General features: G+C 62.3%; 14 protein-coding genes. 3 read left to right on the top strand and 11 right to left on the bottom strand.

Features of this window, described 5'->3' with window-relative positions:
* Positions 1–22: 22 nt before the first annotated feature.
* From tldD to IE061_RS05275, 7 genes are all read right to left on the bottom strand, one after another.
* On the bottom strand, positions 23–1,477 hold the full coding sequence (gene tldD, locus IE061_RS05305) for a metalloprotease TldD (RefSeq protein ID WP_193461172.1): 1,455 nt from the start codon (positions 1,475–1,477) through the stop codon (positions 23–25).
* On the bottom strand, positions 1,474–5,355 hold the full coding sequence (locus IE061_RS05300) for a YhdP family phospholipid transporter (protein WP_193461171.1): 3,882 nt from the start codon (positions 5,353–5,355) through the stop codon (positions 1,474–1,476). Before IE061_RS05300 ends, tldD begins: the two co-directional genes overlap by 4 nt.
* Complete coding sequence (gene rng / locus IE061_RS05295; protein ID WP_016913471.1) at positions 5,355–6,818, bottom strand: ribonuclease G; 1,464 nt, start codon at positions 6,816–6,818, stop codon at positions 5,355–5,357. Before rng ends, IE061_RS05300 begins: the two co-directional genes overlap by 1 nt.
* A gap of 76 nt (positions 6,819–6,894) precedes the next feature.
* Entirely contained in the window at positions 6,895–7,509 is a 615-nt protein-coding gene (locus IE061_RS05290) for a Maf family protein (protein ID WP_193461170.1), read from the bottom strand.
* Positions 7,506–8,000, bottom strand: a complete 495-nt coding sequence (gene mreD / locus IE061_RS05285) for a rod shape-determining protein MreD (protein WP_081137005.1) — start codon at positions 7,998–8,000, stop codon at positions 7,506–7,508. The genes IE061_RS05290 and mreD overlap by 4 nt, the downstream gene beginning before the upstream one ends.
* Positions 8,000–8,932: a rod shape-determining protein MreC gene (gene mreC, locus IE061_RS05280; RefSeq protein WP_193461169.1), complete on the bottom strand. Its 933-nt coding sequence runs from the start codon at positions 8,930–8,932 to the stop codon at positions 8,000–8,002. The genes mreD and mreC overlap by 1 nt, the downstream gene beginning before the upstream one ends.
* A 23-nt stretch (positions 8,933–8,955) precedes the next feature.
* A complete protein-coding gene (locus IE061_RS05275; RefSeq protein ID WP_016913467.1) occupies positions 8,956–9,993 on the bottom strand; it encodes a rod shape-determining protein in 1,038 nt (345 codons plus the stop codon).
* A gap of 229 nt (positions 9,994–10,222) precedes the next feature.
* Here IE061_RS05275 and gatC point away from each other — a divergent pair, with 229 nt between their 5' ends.
* Genes gatC through gatB form a run of 3 tightly spaced genes read left to right on the top strand, consistent with a single transcriptional unit; the run spans position 10,223 to position 13,484 of the window.
* Positions 10,223–10,510, top strand: a complete 288-nt coding sequence (gene gatC / locus IE061_RS05270) for an Asp-tRNA(Asn)/Glu-tRNA(Gln) amidotransferase subunit GatC (protein ID WP_016913466.1) — start codon at positions 10,223–10,225, stop codon at positions 10,508–10,510.
* 59 nt (positions 10,511–10,569) lie between these two features.
* Positions 10,570–12,030, top strand: coding sequence for an Asp-tRNA(Asn)/Glu-tRNA(Gln) amidotransferase subunit GatA (gene gatA, locus IE061_RS05265; protein WP_193461168.1), 1,461 nt, complete (start codon positions 10,570–10,572; stop codon positions 12,028–12,030).
* Positions 12,030–13,484, top strand: a complete 1,455-nt coding sequence (gene gatB, locus IE061_RS05260) for an Asp-tRNA(Asn)/Glu-tRNA(Gln) amidotransferase subunit GatB (protein WP_081194179.1) — start codon at positions 12,030–12,032, stop codon at positions 13,482–13,484. The genes gatA and gatB overlap by 1 nt, the downstream gene beginning before the upstream one ends.
* Before the next feature lie 62 nt (positions 13,485–13,546).
* Here the strand turns inward: gatB and sixA are convergent, their stop codons facing one another.
* The 4 genes from sixA to IE061_RS05240 all read right to left on the bottom strand — a co-directional run bounded on the left by sixA (position 13,547) and on the right by IE061_RS05240 (position 17,664).
* A complete protein-coding gene (gene sixA / locus IE061_RS05255) occupies positions 13,547–14,065 on the bottom strand; it encodes a phosphohistidine phosphatase SixA (RefSeq protein ID WP_193461167.1) in 519 nt (172 codons plus the stop codon).
* Positions 14,058–15,158, bottom strand: a complete 1,101-nt coding sequence (locus IE061_RS05250; protein ID WP_052196376.1) for an NAD(P)H-dependent glycerol-3-phosphate dehydrogenase — start codon at positions 15,156–15,158, stop codon at positions 14,058–14,060. Before IE061_RS05250 ends, sixA begins: the two co-directional genes overlap by 8 nt.
* 138 nt (positions 15,159–15,296) lie before the next feature.
* Positions 15,297–17,201, bottom strand: coding sequence for a molecular chaperone HtpG (gene htpG / locus IE061_RS05245; protein WP_193461166.1), 1,905 nt, complete (start codon positions 17,199–17,201; stop codon positions 15,297–15,299).
* 127 nt (positions 17,202–17,328) lie between these two features.
* Positions 17,329–17,664: a YkvA family protein gene (locus IE061_RS05240; protein WP_193461165.1), complete on the bottom strand. Its 336-nt coding sequence runs from the start codon at positions 17,662–17,664 to the stop codon at positions 17,329–17,331.
* Positions 17,665–17,757 lie beyond the last annotated feature (93 nt).

Here is a 17,757-nt window from a genome sequence, read left to right as displayed (position 1 = left end):
GATGACGAGCTGCGCTGTCTGACTAGCCGGATTGCGTGCCACCGACGGTCAGCTCGTCCAGCTTGAGGGTAGGCTGCCCAACGCCTACCGGCACGCCCTGGCCCTCCTTGCCGCATACGCCAATCCCGGTATCCATGGCCAGGTCATGGCCAATCATGGACACTCGTCCCATCGCCTCAGGGCCATTGCCGATCAGCGTGGCGCCCTTGACTGGCGAGGTGATGCGGCCATCTTCGATCAGGTAGGCTTCGCTGGCTGAAAACACGAACTTGCCCGACGTGATATCTACCTGCCCGCCACCGAAGCTGACCGCGTAAAGGCCGCGTTTGACGCTCTTGATGATGTCTTCCGGCGCATCTTGCCCGGCCAGCATCACCGTGTTGGTCATACGTGGCATCGGCAGGTGGGCAAAGGACTCACGCCGCGCGTTCCCGGTTGGCGCCATGTTCATCAATCGCGCGTTCAGCTTGTCCTGCATGTAGCCGGTGAGAACGCCATCCTCGATCAGAGGGGTGTACTGGCCCGGCGTGCCCTCGTCATCGACGCTGAGCGCCCCGCGGCTATCCATGACCGTGGCATCGTCTACCACAGTGACGCCCTTGGCCGCCACGCGCTGGCCCATTCGCCCGGCGAAAGCCGAGCTGCCCTTGCGATTGAAGTCACCCTCCAGGCCGTGCCCGACCGCCTCGTGCAAGAGGATGCCAGGCCATCCAGCGCCAAGCACCACGGGCATCTGTCCAGCAGGTGCATCCACCGCTTCCAGGTTGACCAGCGCCTGACGCACGGCCTCTTGGGCATAGCGCTCGGCCACCCCCTCATCGCGCAGGCGAGCCATGGAGTAGCGCCCACCGCCACCGGCGCTACCCCGCTCCCGACGGCCATTCTTGGCCGCGATCACGCTGACATTGAAACGTACCAGCGGTCGCACGTCCGCCGCCAGGGTACCGTCGCTAGCGCGTACCAGCACGACTTCGTAGGTGCCGGACAGCGAGGCACTGACCTGGCTGATGCTGGGGTCGGCAGCGCGCGCGACGCGGTCGGCCTGCTTCAGCATGGCCACCTTCTCCTCGGCGCTCAGCCCTGCCAGCGGGTCGATACCTGCATAGCGCGCCGCTGCGCTTACCGGCACGACACGCTGGCCAGGTAACTGCTTGCCACTGCGCACGATGCCCGACGCGGTGCGTCCGGTATCCATCAGAGCATCGGCAGTAATCTGGTTAGAGTAGGCAAAGCCGGTTTTTTCGCCTGCCAGCGCCCGCACACCGACCCCGCCATCGATGTTGTAGCTCGCCTCCTTGACTTCGCCATCTTCCAGCACCCACCCCTCCTGCCAGGTACGCTGGAAGTAGAGATCGGCATAATCGATGCCTGCGCCCATGGCGTAGCCAAGGCCCGTCTCCAGGGCTTCCAGATCGAGGCCACCCGGCGTTAGCAAAATGGCAACTGCAGACTCTATATCGCTTGTGTGTGCGGTCATTGAGGGCCTTCTAAAGTAACCTGCGGCGAGGTCCAGGGACCCCGCACGCGATAATGGATGGTGGTGGCCTGCGCCAGTGCATCACCAAAAAGTCGGTCGGCAATGAAGAGCGCCCCGCCGACGATGGGGGCACCCACCGCGAGTGCCGCGATAGGCAGACTTTGGCTCACTGGCAGTGTGACGCCAAGACGCTGATTGAGTTCGCGCTGCAAGAGGTTAACATTTCCTGTCAGCGTAAAGGTCGTGGCAGGGGCATCAATTTGTAGGGGGCCACGCAGCAATAGCTGCCCCTGGGCCACGTCCGCCGTGCCATGCACCCGATCGAACGCCGTTCCCTGCCCGGTGACATCCGAAAAATCCAACCGCAGCCTGCGCAGAATGTTATCGAAATTGAGTAGCCCCACCAGCCGTGCAGGTGCCGAGTCGAGCATCACGAAGCGCCCGTCACGAATATCCGTGCTCAATTCTCCGCCTGCGCGGGCCAGCGCAAACTGCCAGGGCGTCCCCGGCCAGGCAAGCTCAGCGGCAACGTTGGTGGTACGGCTGCGCATGGCCACGGGTTGGCCCAGGCGCTCCAGGGCGGTGCCCAGATCGCCGCCCTGAATCGTCAGGTCAGCGCGGGTGCGACTGGTCACCGGATTACCCTCCCAATGCAGCTCCCCACGCGCTGAGAGCTGCCCCAGGGTCAGGCCCACCGGCGCAATGGAAAGCCCCTGAGCGCTGGTCTGCCAATAAGCGGTCAGGGGGCCATAAAGCCCGTCACCCACACTGAGCTCGGCCAGTCGCAGCCGTCCATTGGGTACGGATGCCAGCCAATCGGGGATAGCGGCTGGGGCGGCGTATTCGGTAGTGATCTCGTCGACCCAGGAGCCCGGCGTGGGCACCTCTCTCGACGACGCCTCGCTCGCGGCCTCTTCGCTGGGCAAATCAAGCAAACGGTCAGCGGCCAGATAGCTCACTACCACATCCAGTGGGCGCGACTCCCGTGGCTGATAGTGCACACGACCGGAGAGCAGCTCACCGTTGATTTGCAGCTGTGCCCGATCCGTCTCGGCGCTACCGGAAGCCGTCATGGCGCCCAGACACTCGTCGCGATAACGCAAGCAGGAGGTTCTCAGCACGGCTTCGAGGGTCGGCAACGCCCCGGACGTCGGCGGACCACCCGCCCCATTGTCGAACAGCGGCGACAAGGCCTGCTGCCAGGCCAAGGGATCAATGGTGTTTAGAGACGCATCGATTTTCCAGCCTGGCTGCTGGGGCCATTCCACCAGCGGTGCCACGCTGCCCAGCGCGACCTCGCCCATCAGACCTTCTGGCTCTCTGAGCGCCAGACGCATGGCCAGCAGATCAGCTATCCGCACCTCTCCTCTGGCACTGGAAAAATCAGCGCGCACCCGTAACGGCCAGGGCTGCTCGGCGCGTTTATCGAACGGCTCGGGCAGCTGACTGGTCAGCCCAACCAGCTGGCTTTGCACACTCAAGGTCGGGGTGTCTTCCCAGTTCACCACGCCTTCCCAGGCCGTGCGCCCGCGCAGCACCTCTTGTGCCGTGTCCGGCATACCCGCCAGCGCCCAGAGCGCCGCGCTATCCACCTCACCACTGAGCCGCACCCGCTGCTGACCTTCATCAAAGTCGGCGCGGATCCCCCCACCTTGCCAACGCCCCTGCAGATTGCCCAGCAGCGCCCGCTGCTCACCCGACTGCTGCCAGCTCACCTCGCCTTCGACCTGGCGCAGTGACACAGGCATCGGTTGGTAGCGCACGACCTCCAGAGAAGGCACCACGTTGATATCCAGCGACAGCCCTTCTGGATGCTCCAAAGGCACCGCCGCCGCCAGGCTGCCGTCGACCACGCCTTCAGCGCTGAGCTCGTCGAGCGGCAGCTCGCCCGCTTCTGGCATGGCCTTGAGAAAGCGCAACAGGGAGGCGCCATCGCTGTGCAATTGCCCCGACAGCCGCAGCATGTTGTCTTCACCCAGCTGGACGGCTCCATCAGACAGCTGGACCCCTTGACTCTGGGCACTCGCCACCTGCGCCTTCAGCTCTCCCCCCTGCCATATCAAGCGGCCATCGATCTCTTCCAGCAGCGGCCAACCGTCAGCTATCGGCAAGTAGCCCTCGCGCACCAGCAGTGCCAGCGTGGCAGAGAATGGCGGCGCGCTACCGGGCTCTCCAAACGGCAGACTCATTTTGAGCGCCCCCTGCGGCACTCGGCCACCGATGTCTTTTTGCAACCATTCCCGCAACTCCGGCCCCAACACACCCAGCGGCAACCATTGCCCTAACGGGCGCTCCACGGCATCGACATTCTCGAAGGCGAGGTCGAGACCAAATTGACCACGCTGCTGCCCCGTGATCAGGCCAAAGCCACCCTCGATTCGGGCGCCATCCCAATCGACTTTAAGCTCACGCCCGCTGATCATGGTACGTGGGCCATCGTAGACCCACTCCACCACCCCCTCGGCATGCCCCAGCTGCATGGGCGCTTCGAAGAGCTGCGGGAAGTAGAGTTCGCTGCTGCCCGCACTGCTGAAGGTCACCCGGCCACGCAGGTCACGCGCCTGCACCCAGGCATCCAGAGGGCCTCCACCGGGTGCCTGCTGCCACGGGTCGACCGCGACGTTGGTCAGCGCGGCATCGACCCCCCAGCGCCCTTCACGCTGTCCTAGCCGCAGCCCCTGCACCTGCCCTCTGGGGGCCAGGGTTTGCAGCACCCGCGTCAGCGACTCGGGTAACAGGGCGTACTCGCGCCAGGCGGCCAGCGAGGCCAGTTCGAAGGCGCTGGTGCGCAGTTCCCAACGGCCGGGCTCGTGGGCCAGATACCAGTGGTAAGGTAGGGCAGGACCGTCACTGATGCCCTCTGGCTGTGCCCACTCGACGCTTTCTGCGTTGCCGCTCAGCCAGGCTTCACCGCCCTCCCCGTTGCGCTGCCACTGCCCGGAGGCCTGGATGTTGCGCAGCACGGCATACTCCACATCCCGGCGCAGGGTCAGCTCGGGCATATCGACCGCAAGTCGGGCATCCTCAAGGCGCCCTTCTCGCCAGCGTCCCCATAGCTGCACCTGACCGCCCGCCTGCTCCAGATACGGCATCTGCTCGGGTCGAAACAGCGCTGCCAGCACCACCAGATGATCCAGCTGCATATTCATCTGCAGCGCGGCCGAAAAATCACTCAAGCCACGCGCACCTGGCTGCATCTCGGCGCCCATGGTGATGGCAGGCAGCGCCGCGGCTTGCTGGTCGGGGTCTTCCACCACCGTCAGCTCGCCAGAGAGCCGCGTCCGACGCTCATCGCCATCCAGCACCAGCGACGGTGCATGCAACAGCACCGTCTGCTCACGCCCATGCAGCAGCACGCGGCTGTTGTCTACCCATAGACGCTGCCGGAGCAACAACCCTGCCCAGGCGTCGATCAACGCCAGATCGATATCCGGCTGCGGGGCCATGCCCAAGGGAAGCCTGGCGGGCGCCGGCCATCCCCAAGTGGTTCCAGGGGTTTGATAGAGGTGGAACTCGAGGCCCGCCATGCGGGCATCGCTGAAAATGGGTGCCCAATGGCGCAGGCTCGCCAAACCATCCAGGCGTAAATGCACGCGCTCGACGGCAGCCAGCGGGTCGCCTTGAGGGGTATCGATACGCAGGTCTTCGAGCAGGAAACGCAGATCATTGCGCGCCAACGAGAGCGATACTTGCCCGATACTCACCGGCGCACCGATTCTGGCTTCCAGCACGGCTTCGATGCGTGGCGCGAGTGCATCGCTCTGGCTGAGGGCCACGCGCAGCGTCACCAGCAGTAACGCCAGCAGGCCCAGCAGTACTGCCAGCGTCACCAGTACGACGCGAAGCAAGAGGCGGAGTAAGGAGCTTGACGCAGCCATCACATGAGTACGATATCGTACTGCTCTTGGGAGTAGTGCGCCTCGACCTGAAAGCGAATGGTTTTATTGATGAAGGTTTCCAAGTCAGCCACGGCCGCCGACTCCTCATCCAACAAACGATCCACCACCGGCTGAGAGGCCAGCACCATGTAGGTTTCTGCACTGTAGGCACGCTCTTCACGGAGGATTTCTCGGAAGATTTCATAACAGATGGTTTCGGGGGTCTTTAGCGTCCCGCGCCCGGCACAGGTCGGGCAGGCTTCACACAGGGTTTGTTCGAGACTTTCTCGGGTGCGCTTACGGGTCAACTGCACGAGCCCCAGCTCGGTTACCCCGGTACATTTGGTTTTTGCATGGTCACGCTCCAGCGCCTTTTCCAGTACGCGAAGTACCTGACGCTGATGCTCGACATCCACCATGTCGATGAAGTCGATAATGATGATACCGCCCAGGTTGCGCAGCCGTAGCTGACGGGCAATGGCCGTCGCGGCTTCCAGGTTGGTCTTGAAGATGGTTTCTTCCAGATTGCGATGCCCAACGTACCCACCGGTATTGACGTCAATGGTGGTCATGGCCTCGGTAGGATCGATGACCAGATACCCACCAGACTTGAGCTGCACCTTGCGCCCCAGGGCTTTCTGAATCTCGTCTTCGACGCTGTAGAGATCAAAAATCGGTCGCTCGCCCGGGTAGTACTCGATACGGTCCACCGCATCAGGCATGAACTCTTCGGCAAACTCGACCAGCTTGATGAAGTTTTCCCGGGAGTCGATGCGTACTTTTTCGATATCATCACACATGACGTCACGCAGGGTGCGCATGAACAGCGGCAAGTCGTCGTAGATCACGCTAGGCGGGGAAGCGGTGATCTTGCGCTCGCTGACCTTGCGCCAGATACGCAGCAGAAAGTACATGTCGCTGGCCAGCTCTTCATCGCCCACGCCTTCTGCCGCCGTGCGCACGATGAAGCCACCCGTCACGTCGATGGTCTGTTCTGCGATGCTCTTGTCCAGCAGCGCTTTCAGCCGCTCACGCTCGCGTTCGTCTTCGATGCGCTGGGAAACACCATGGTGAGGCGAGTCCGGCATGTAGACCAGGTAACGCGAAGGAATCGAGAGATGGGTAGTCAGCCGCGCCCCTTTCGTGCCGATAGGGTCCTTGGTGACCTGCACGACCAAGGCCTGGCCTTCGTGCAGCAACTGCCCGATGGTCTGCTGCTCATCGCTGGGGGTGCCGGGCGGCATCACTTCATGGGCATGAATGAAAGCGGCGCGTTCAAGGCCAATATCGACAAAGGCAGCCTGCATGCCAGGCAGTACGCGAACCACTTTGCCTTTGTAGATATTACCCACGATCCCACGTCGGCGGGAGCGCTCGATGAGCGCCTCCTGCAACACGCCATTTTCTACCAGCGCAACGCGGGTCTCCATGGGCGTCAAATTGATGAGGACTTCACCGCTCATGCACAATTCCTTATTGAATATCCGGTTCCTTGCCAGCGCAGCGGTCGTCGCTCGGTAGCCAGTGCAGGCCCAATGACTACGTCGGGTAGTGTCCCGTCCAGACGGGCACACCCTGCTGGACAAGCAAGCGCGTGGTTTCAAATAGCGGCAGCCCCACGACGGCAGAGTGGCTGCCCTGAATCTCTTCGACGAACACCGACGCAAGCCCCTGTATGGCATAGCCACCGGCCTTGTCCACGGGCTCCCCGGTCTGCCAGTAACAGGCGATCTCCTCGCGGCTCAGTGACCGCATGGTGACATGCGTCGTGACACAACATGAGAGTATACCCAGCGGCCCACTCACCGCCACTGCGGTCAGCACTTGATGCGTGCCCCCTGAAAGCCGCCTCAGCATCTCGGCAGCGTGCTGTTGGTCCCGAGGTTTGCCCAGAATCTCTCCTGCTACCACGACCGCCGTGTCCGAGCCGAGCACCGGCAAGGAGGTGCGGTCCATGGCCGCGCTGGCCTTGGCCACGGCCAGCCGCTCCACGTAGGCGCGAGCCGACTCGTCGGCCAGCGGCGTTTCATCGATATCGCTGGGCAGCACGCTCACCGGCACGCCAATCGACGCCAGCAGCGCCTTGCGACGCGGCGACGCAGACGCCAGACAAAGCACCGGCGGGGAGGATGCACCGCAAATCACCTCGCTCATGATCCACTGCTCATCATACGCCGCTCCAGAGCCACCAGCATGGTGGCCAGCCAGGGCCACAGCAACGCGCTCATCAGCGAGGGAATCAGGAAAGAGAGGTGGATCGAAAACTCGCCGGTCAAGGTACGCAACCACTGCTCGACCAGCTGCACCAGCCCCAGCAGCACCAGCACCAGCACGGCCTGCTGCACCAGCGAGTAAGCGCGAAAACGTGGATAGACCATGGCAGCCAGAAACGCCAACAGCGACAAGATGAGCGCGTGTTGGCCCAGCGCGGTCCCTTCGATCAGGTCCAGCAGCAGACCCACCACGAAGCCGTGAAAGACCCCCACTCGATCCGGTGAGCGCATGCTCCAGTAGATGAGCATCAAGCCAACCCACTCGGGGCGAAACACCTGCCAGCCATCCGCCAAGGGCATGACCTGCAAGCATAGGGCCAACAACAGGCTAAGCCAAACGGCCAACAACGGCACAACGGGAACCCTGGCCATCAAGGCGCCTCCTGTGAATGAGACTCAGCCAGACGCTGAGCGGCATGCACGGCCTGCGCCGAAATATCCATGGACTCATCCCAGCCCAACGCGTCGAACTCTTCGCGGGGCGTTGGAAAGAGCATCAGGAAATGCCGTGAGCGCTGCAACTGCGCAGCAGGTTCGGCCATGACACGAGCAAAAGGCTGGCCGGGGTCGTGATACACCTCGGTGACGCGCGCCACGGGATACCCTGGCGGAAAACGGCCCGCCAACCCGGAGGTGGTCAACAAATCCCCTTCACGAATGTCGGCGGTATCCGGCACGTGCAGCACGCTGACGCTGCCATAGCGCCCAGTGCCTTGCACGATGAAACGCAGGCCGTTGCGGTTTACCTGCACGGGTAAGGCGTGACTGGCATCGGCCAACAACAGCACGCGGCTGGAGTAGGCCGATACCGCGGTCACCTGCCCCACCAGCCCAGAGGCATCGATCACCGGCTGCCCGACGTAGGCGCCATTACGATGCCCTCGGTCGACCACCATTTGATGAGTAAAGGGGTCATTGTCCAGCGACAGCAATTCGGCCGTGATATAAGGAATCTCACGACGCTCGGCCGCCTTAAGCAGCGTGCGCAGTTCGGCGTTTTCGGCGGTCAGGTTGGCGAGCCGCTGCCCACGATGGGACAGCGTCAGGATCTGCTCACGCAGGCGGCGATTCTCATCCACCAGCGCTTGCTGGTCGGAGAGCGCCAGCGCCCCCCAGTTCAAGACGTCGCTGGGCACGCTCACCACCCACTGAATGGGGGCAACGACCATGGTCATCTGGGCGCGGATATCTTCCATGCGCGTGAAACGCTGGTCGACAAACATCAGCACGCTTGCCGCCAGCACACAGAAGAAAAGCCGATAACCGGGTAACGGCCCATGTGAAAACAGCGGTTTAATAGGCAATCCCCCGCGTCAAACCGCTGCGATCAATCGCTCGACAGTAACTCAAAGGTATGCTGGTCAATCATCTCCAGCGCCTTGCCACCGCCACGCGCCACGCAGGTCAGCGGATCTTCGGCCACGATGACCGGCAGGCCCGTCTCTTCGGCGATCAGCTTGTCGAGGTCACGCAGCAGCGCGCCACCGCCGGTCAGCACCAAGCCGCGTTCGGCGATGTCCGAGGCAAGCTCAGGGGGCGACTGCTCCAGTGCGCTCTTGACGGCAGATACGATAGAGCCCAGCGTTTCCTGGAGCGCCTCGAGAATCTCGTGGGAGTTGAGCGTGAAGCTGCGCGGGATGCCCTCCGCCAGGTTACGGCCGCGCACGTCGATCTCGCGCAGCTCGCCACCCGGGTAGGCACACCCGATCTCTTCCTTGATGCGCTCGGCCGTGGCTTCGCCGATCAGGCTACCGTAATGGCGGCGCACGTACGCGGTGATCGCCTCGTCAAAACGGTCACCGCCTACGCGGATCGATTCGGAATAGACCACCCCGTTGAGCGAGATGATGGCGATCTCGGTGGTACCGCCACCAATGTCCACCACCATCGACCCCTGCGCTTCTTCTACCGGCAGGCCTGCGCCGATGGCCGCAGCCATGGGTTCTTCGATCAGGAAGACTTCCCGGGCACCCGCCCCTTCGGCGGACTCACGGATGGCGCGGCGCTCCACCTGGGTCGACATGCAAGGCACGCAGACCAGCACACGCGGACTGGGCGTCAGAAACGTGCTCTGGTGCACCTTGCGAATGAAGTGCTGGAGCATCTGCTCGGTAACGGTGAAGTCGGCAATGACGCCGTCCTTCATGGGTCGGATAGCCGTGATATTGCCAGGCGTTCGGCCCAGCATGCGTTTGGCATCGGCACCTACCGAAGCGACGCTACGCATGTTGCCCGACTGGCGGATGGCGACAACGGACGGTTCATCGAGCACGATGCCACGACCGCGTACATAAATCAGTGTGTTGGCCGTACCCAAGTCGATCGACAGATCGCTGGAAAACAGCCCCCTCAAACGTTTGAACATGGATGTTGTTACCTAGTGCAGACCGGGAACCCTGTGCGGATGCAAACGGTATCACCGCAACCCCTTGGCAGCAAGCACGAGTCGTGCCCAATGGTGCCCGTGGGGCGCAATATGTGGTACCTTTTGCGGCTATTTTCCACGTCTGTTCCACAAGACGAATTCAAGATGACCGTATGTATACCGCTCAAAGCGGAATATGTTCCATCACGTTTGCGAGGAAACCTCGATCATGGCGCTTGAAGAATCTCATGTGCGCCGGGCCGCGCATCTGGCCCGACTCGCCGTCAGCGATGACCAAGCCAGTGGCTTCGTCGACGACCTCAGCCGCATTCTGGACATGGTCGACCAGCTCCAGAGCGTGGATACCGAAGGTGTGGCGCCATTGGCCCACCCGCTGGATGCCACGCAGCGCCTGCGCGCCGACGAAGTCACCGAAACCAACCAGCGCGACGCTTTCCAGCGCTGTGCTCCGGCAGTGGAAAACGGCCTGTACCTGGTGCCTCGGGTGGTTGAGTAACCGCCGCACCCCGCTCGTTTCTGCTTATTTCATTCGCCCCCGAACGGAGCTTCCGGGTCATGCACGATAAAACCGTAACGCAGCTCGCCGCCGCCCTGGGTAGCGGTGACCTCTCCAGCCGAGAGCTGACCTCCCATTTTTTACAGCGCATCGAAAAAACCGATGACAAGCTCAACAGCTTTATCACGGTGACCGCCGAACAAGCGCTGAATCAGGCCGAAGCCGCCGACCAGGCACGGGCGGCAGGCACAGCAAGCAAGCTGGCAGGCATCCCCCTGGCGCTGAAAGACATCTTCTGCACCCAGGGTGTCAAAACCACCTGCGGCTCCAGAATGCTCGATAATTTCATCGCGCCTTACGATGCCACCGTGGTGGAAAAACTGGCGGCCGCAGGCACCATCAGCCTCGGCAAGACCAACATGGACGAGTTCGCCATGGGCTCGTCCAACGAAAACAGCCACTATGGCGCGGTCAAGAACCCCTGGGACCTGTCGGCCGTTCCCGGCGGCAGCTCAGGCGGCAGCGCGGCAGCGGTAGCGGCAGGGCTAGTACCCGCAGCCATGGGCACCGACACCGGTGGCTCCATTCGTCAGCCGGCCGCGTTCTGCGGCATCACCGGATTGAAGCCCACCTATGGGCGCGTCTCCCGTTACGGCATGATTGCCTATGCCTCCAGCCTCGACCAGGCAGGCCCGATGGCACGTACGGCTGAAGATTGCGCCCTGCTGCTCAACGTGGTTGCCGGGCACGACCTGCGCGACTCCACCAGCGTCGCCCGTGGCGTGCCTGACTACACCGAAACCCTCAACGCGCCGCTGTCAGGCCTGAAAATCGGTCTGCCCAGGGAGTATTTTGGCGACGGCCTCGACCCGGGCGTCGAGCAAGCCGTGCGTGACGCCATCAAGGTCTACGAATCGCTGGGTGCCACGGTGCGCGAAGTCAGCCTGCCGCACACGCACTACGCCATCCCGGCCTATTACGTGATTGCCCCCGCCGAAGCTTCCTCCAACCTGTCGCGCTTCGACGGCGTGCGCTTCGGCCACCGCTGCAAGGCGCCTGCCGACCTGATCGATCTTTACACCCGCTCGCGGGCCGAAGGGTTTGGCGAGGAGGTCAAGCGGCGTATCCTGATTGGCACCCACACTCTGTCGGAAGGCTTCTTCGACGCTTATTACACCAAGGCCCAGAAGGTGCGTCGCCTGATTCGTCAGGACTTCCTCGACGCCTTCGAAGATGTCGATGTGCTGATGGGACCCGCATCGCCCACGCCCGCCTTCGACCTGGGCGCGAAGAAGGACCCGGTGTCGATGTACCTGCAGGATATCTACACCATTGCCGTGAACCTGGCGGGCATTCCCGGCATCAGCGTTCCGGCCGGATTTGCGGGCGGCCGCCCGGTGGGCCTGCAAATTCTCGGCACGCACTTTGCCGAAGCGCAGCTACTCAACGTCGCTCACCAGTTCCAGCAAGCCACCGACTGGCATCTCAAACAGCCTGCCTTTGCCGAGGAGAACGCCTGATGCAATGGGAAACCGTGATTGGGCTCGAGGTCCACGTTCAGCTCGCAACGCGTTCCAAGATATTTTCCGGCGCCTCGACGGCGTTTGGCGCCGAGCCGAACACCCAGGCCTGCGCCGTTGATCTGGGCCTACCTGGCGTACTGCCCGTCTTGAACGAACAGGCGGTCGCCATGGCCGTTCAGTTCGGCCTGGCCGTCCATGCCGAGATCCCGGAAGTATCGGTCTTCGACCGCAAGAACTACTTCTACCCTGACTTGCCCAAGGGCTACCAGACTAGCCAGATGTATCACCCCATCGTGGGCGCTGGCGAGGTGGAAATCACCCTGGACGACGACACCACCAAGCGCATCCGCATCCACCATGCCCACCTGGAAGAAGATGCAGGCAAGTCGCTGCATGAAGACTTCCACGGCATGACCGGCATCGACCTGAACCGCGCAGGCACCCCGCTGCTGGAGATCGTCTCCGAACCGGACATGCGCAACGCCAAGGAAGCGGCGGCCTATCTGAAGGCCATCCACTCCATCGTGACCTACCTGGGCATTTCCGACGGCAACATGGCCGAAGGCTCGATGCGCTGTGATGTCAACGTCTCGGTGCGCCCCAAAGGGCAGGAAGCGTTCGGCACGCGTGCGGAAATCAAGAACGTCAACTCGTTCCGCTTCGTGGAACGCGCCATCGCCTTCGAAGTCGAGCGTCAGATTGAGCTGATCGAAGATGGCGGCAGCGTGGTGCAGGAAACCCGCCTGTACGACCCGGAGCGCGATGAGACCCGCAGCATGCGCACCAAGGAAGAAGCCAACGATTACCGCTACTTCCCCTGCCCTGACCTGCTGCCCGTGGTTCTCGATGAAGCCTACCTGGAGCATCTGCGCAGCCAGCTGCCGGAACTGCCCGCCGACAAGCGCGCTCGCTTCCAGGACGCGCTGGGGCTATCGGCTTACGATGCCAACGTACTCTCGGCCAGCCGCGAAATGGCGGAGTTCTTCGAGGAAGTCCACCGGGTGTGTGGCGATGCCAAGCAGGCGGCCAACTGGGTTCAGGGCGAGCTGTCCGGCGCCTTGAACCGGGAAAACCTGAGCATTCAGAACAGCCCCGTCTCGGCCCAGCAGTTAGGCGAAGTGGTACGCCGCGTGCTCGATGGGACCATCAACGGCAAGGCTGCCAAGCAGGTCTTCCAGGCACTGTGGAATGGCCAGGGGGAGAGCGCCGACGCCATCATCGATGCCAAAGGGCTGAAGCAGGTGACCGACACTGGCGCCATCGAAGGCATGATCGATCAAGTCATCGCCGAGAGCCCGGCCCAGGTCGCCCAGTACCGCGATTCGGAGCCCGAGAAGCGCGGCAAGATGATAGGCTACTTCGTGGGCCAGGTCATGAAGGCCTCTCGCGGCACCGCCAATCCTCAACAAGTGAACGACCTGCTCAAGACCAAGCTGGACGCTCTGCTGTAACGCGCGCCCATTGCCAGCGCATCAACATGAGCGGCTGCTTCGGCAGCCGCTACAACCAGCCGCTACAGCTGGCTGGGCTGGGTGAAGCGCTGCAGCTGAGCGCATCCTGCCGCCCAGACATCGGCCTCCAGCTCGGCAATGGCCGCCGTGGGGAAACCCAGCCCCTGGCTCGGCGCACCTTCGACCAATAATCCTGCCAACTCGCCCACCAGCGGCATATGGCTGACCAGCATGATGGGCCCTTGGGACTGTTGTGCCATCAGCCACTCGGCCACGTCGCTGGCGGAATCGTCTGGCGTGATGAACGTCAATGTATTCAAGGGAATGCCCAAGGCATCACGGATATGCTCAGCGGTTTGCTGCGCACGCACATACGGGCTGGCATACAGCACGGGGGTGGCAAGCTCCCCCTCACTGACCCGCGCTGCCAGCCAGCGCGCCATGGCGCCCGCTTCCTGTTCGCCGCGGCGAGTCAGCGCACGCACCGGGTCTGGAAAGCCAGGAACGGCCTCACCATGCCGCATGATCAGCAGAGGGCTCGCGCCGCCATGGCGCAGCGCCTGATTTCCCTGGTCACTCATGAACATCTCCTTTGCTGACCGCCACCCGAGGGGGCGATGTCTGTTCCCGGTGCGCCTGCTGTACGGCCTCACGGGGCAGAATGAATTCGACGTCGCTGCTTTGCTCACCCAGCATCAGCGTGCGCGCCATTTCCTGGGCGGGCACGCCATCGAACAGCACCCGCTTCAGCCCTTCCGCCAGCGGCATGTAAACGCCCAACTCCTCAGCCTTGGCGCACACCAGCTTGACGGTATTGACCCCTTCCGCGACCTGCCCCAGCGCTTCTACCGCAGCCTCCAGGTCACGCCCCTCGCCCAGCGCATACCCCACCCGATAGTTACGCGACAGATTCGAGGAGCAGGTCACGATCAAGTCACCGACTCCCGCCAACCCCAGAAACGTCATCGGATTGGCCCCCTGGGCCACGGCAAATCGGCTCATCTCCGCCAGTGCACGGGTCATCAGCATGCTGCGGGTGTTTTCACCCATGCCCAGTGCCGCTGCCATGCCTGCGGCGATGGCATAGATATTCTTGAGTGCCCCGCCCAGCTCGACGCCGTGCCGGTCATTACTGGCGTAAACGCGGAAATAGCGACACCCCAGCACCTGCTGCACCCGAGTACGCGTCAGGGCGTCGGCGCTGGCAATCACGGTCGCGGTCAGCTGTTTATCGGCAATCTCGGAGGCCAGATTAGGGCCCGCAATCACGCCAATATGGCTAAAGCCGGTCTCCTGCTCCAGCACCTGGCTCATCAGCAGAAAACTCTCCTGCTCGATCCCCTTGGTGGTACTGACGAGAATCTGCTGGGCGGTCAGCCACGGTTTGGCCGCCTGCACCACGCTGCGAAACGCCTTGGAGGGAATGGCGATCAGCACCAGCTCCGCGCCCACCAGGACGGCTTCCAGGTCAGTGGACGCCTCGACGGCAGGGTTGATCGGATAATCGGGCAGGTAGCGGCCATTACGGTGCTCCTGATTGATCTGCGCCACCAGCGCTTCGTCACGCATCCACTGGCGCACCTGGGCACCGTTGTCTGCCGCAATGCTGGCCAGGGCGGTACCAAAACTCCCCCCGCCCAGCACGGCGACCTTAATCTGTTGCTCATCCGCCATGAGGATATCCTGATCGTTTAGCATTCATAGTGATCACCTACTTTATCACCAACGGCCGCCTGCGCCGTTCAAAACAGGCCGAAAAACAAACGGCCCGCCTGGCAGGCCAGGCGGGCCGCATCCCTCAACGGATGGGCATCACGCGGTCAGCACGCTGTTCAGCCGCTTCACGTAAGCCGCCGGGTCGTCCAGGTGGCCACCTTCGGCGATGATCGCCTGATCGAGCAGAATATGCGCCAGCTGGGCAAACAGCTCGCCTTCGCTGCCTTCGAGTCTTGCCACCAGCGGATGATCGGGGTTGAGCTCGAGAATGGGCTTCACGTCGGGCAGTTTCTGCCCCGCGGCCTCCATGATGCGCCGCATCTGATAGCCCATCTCATGCTCCGGCAGCACCACACAGGCAGGCGAGTCGGTCAGACGGTGAGTGACCTTCACCGACTGCACGTGCTCGCCCAGCGCCTCCTGAACGCGCTTGACCAGCGCCTCTTTTGCCTTGGCGGTCTCTTCTTGAGCCTGCTTCTCGGCTTCGTCTTCGACATCGCCCAGGTCCAGCTCGCCTTTGGCCACGTCGGCGAAAGACTTGCCGTCGAACTCGGTCAGGTGGCTCATCAGCCACTCATCGATACGATCGGAGAGTAGCAGCACCTCGATACCTTTCTTGCGGAAGATCTCCAGGTGAGGGCTGTTCTTCGCGGCATTGAAGCTGTCGGCCACCACGTAATAGATCTTCTTCTGACCTTCCTTCATGCGCTCGACGTATTCGGCCAGAGAATGCTCCTGGGCGGACGTGTCGGTATGCGTGGAAGCAAAGCGCAGCAGACCGGCGATTTTCTCGCGGTTGGCGAAGTCTTCACCCGGCCCTTCTTTCAGCACGCTGCCAAAGGTGTTCCAGAACGTCTGGTACTGCTCGCTATCCTTGGAAAGCTTCTTGAGCATGTCCAGGGCACGCTTGGTCAAGGCGCCCTTGATCTTGTCGACCTTGGGATCCTGCTGCAGCAGCTCACGAGAGACGTTCAGCGACAAATCGCGGGTGTCCAGCACGCCCTTGATGAAACGCAGGTAGAGCGGCAGGAACTGTTCGGCGTCATCCATGATGAATACCCGCTGAACGTACAGTTTGACGCCCCGGGAACCGTCACGGTCGAACATGTCGAACGGTGCACGGCCCGGCACGTAGAGCAGGCTGGTGTACTCCAGCTTGCCCTCGACCTTGTTGTGGCTCCAGGTCAGCGGATCACTGAAGTCGTGGGCCACGTGCTTGTAGAACGCCTTGTACTCGTCGTCCGACACGTCGCTCTTGGGACGTGCCCACAGCGCCGTGGCTTCGTTGACGGTTTCCCAGGTGGTGACTTCACTGCCTTCGATCTCGTTACCCTCGTCGTCACGAGCGGACTCGGTCTTGGGCATGCGCACCGGCACCTCGATGTGATCGGAGTACTTGCGCACCAGGCTTTGCAGGCGGTAGTCGTCGGCAAACTCCTTGGCATCTTCTTTCAGGTGCAGGGTGATCTCGGTGCCGTGCACCTCGCGCTCGATATCGGCCACGGTGAACTCACCTTCGCCCCGCGAGCGCCACTCGACGCCTTCCGAAGTGGCGGTACCCGCCTTGCGAGTGCGTACGGCGACTTCGTCTGCCACAATGAAGCCAGAGTAGAAACCGACACCGAACTGACCGATCAGCTTGGCATCCTTCTGCTGTTCACCGGAAAGCTGCTTGAGAAACTCGGCGGTGCCTGAACGCGCGATGGTCCCCAGGTTGGCGATGACATCTTCGCGGTTCATGCCGATACCGTTGTCACGCAAGGTGATGGTATTGGCATCACGGTCGTGCTCGATTTCGATGCGCAGCTCGCTGTCACCTTCGTACAGGGCGTCGTTGTCCAGGGCTGCATAGCGCAGCTTGTCGCAGGCATCCGCTGCGTTGGAAATCAGCTCACGCAGGAATATCTCCCGGTTGGAATACAGGGAGTGGATCATCAGGTTCAGAAGCTGCTTGACTTCGGTTTGAAAGCCAAGAGTTTCTTCGTGGGTCGCCGTGGTCATGCGCTTAGCCCTCATCTATTTCGTGTGGCGTGTCGCCTCTGCCAGCCAGGCAGAGGCGTAGAACAGGATGAAGGCAATATGGGGATAAGTGATGGGATTTCAAGCGCTAGCCAACCAGCTGCGCCGATCAGGCAGCCGTCGACGCTGCCTCGTTCTCGGCCTTCCAGGCGCGATATTCGGCCAGGTGGCGATCCACACGATTCAACAGCCAACCGACGATCAGCACATCGTCGACCAGGCCGATGATGACCAGGAAATCAGGAATAAGATCAAAGGGCATGACCAGATAGGCCAGTGCCAAGGCCATGGTACCGAAGGCAGCCCAGGGCACCGGCCTGAAGCTGCCTCGTAGTACGTCGCGGGTCATGGGCATGAAAAGCGTGAGTGCACGGGCCACTCGCTTGATGGCCCAGGCCCGACCTTTCAAGCGACGAAACAACCACCAGCTAGATAATCGTGCCATCGTCAGGGAATCCTCTCAGGGTACAATGGTCAGAACGTCATTTGGCCAAATAGTTCATGATCGCGGCTGCCACGCGACGGTGGCCATCATCCA

This window comes from Vreelandella hamiltonii (assembly GCF_014651795.1).
GTDB lineage: Bacteria > Pseudomonadota > Gammaproteobacteria > Pseudomonadales > Halomonadaceae > Vreelandella > Vreelandella hamiltonii.
Note: the sequence above shows the minus strand (reverse complement) of the source record. Positions and strands in the feature narration are given on the sequence as shown.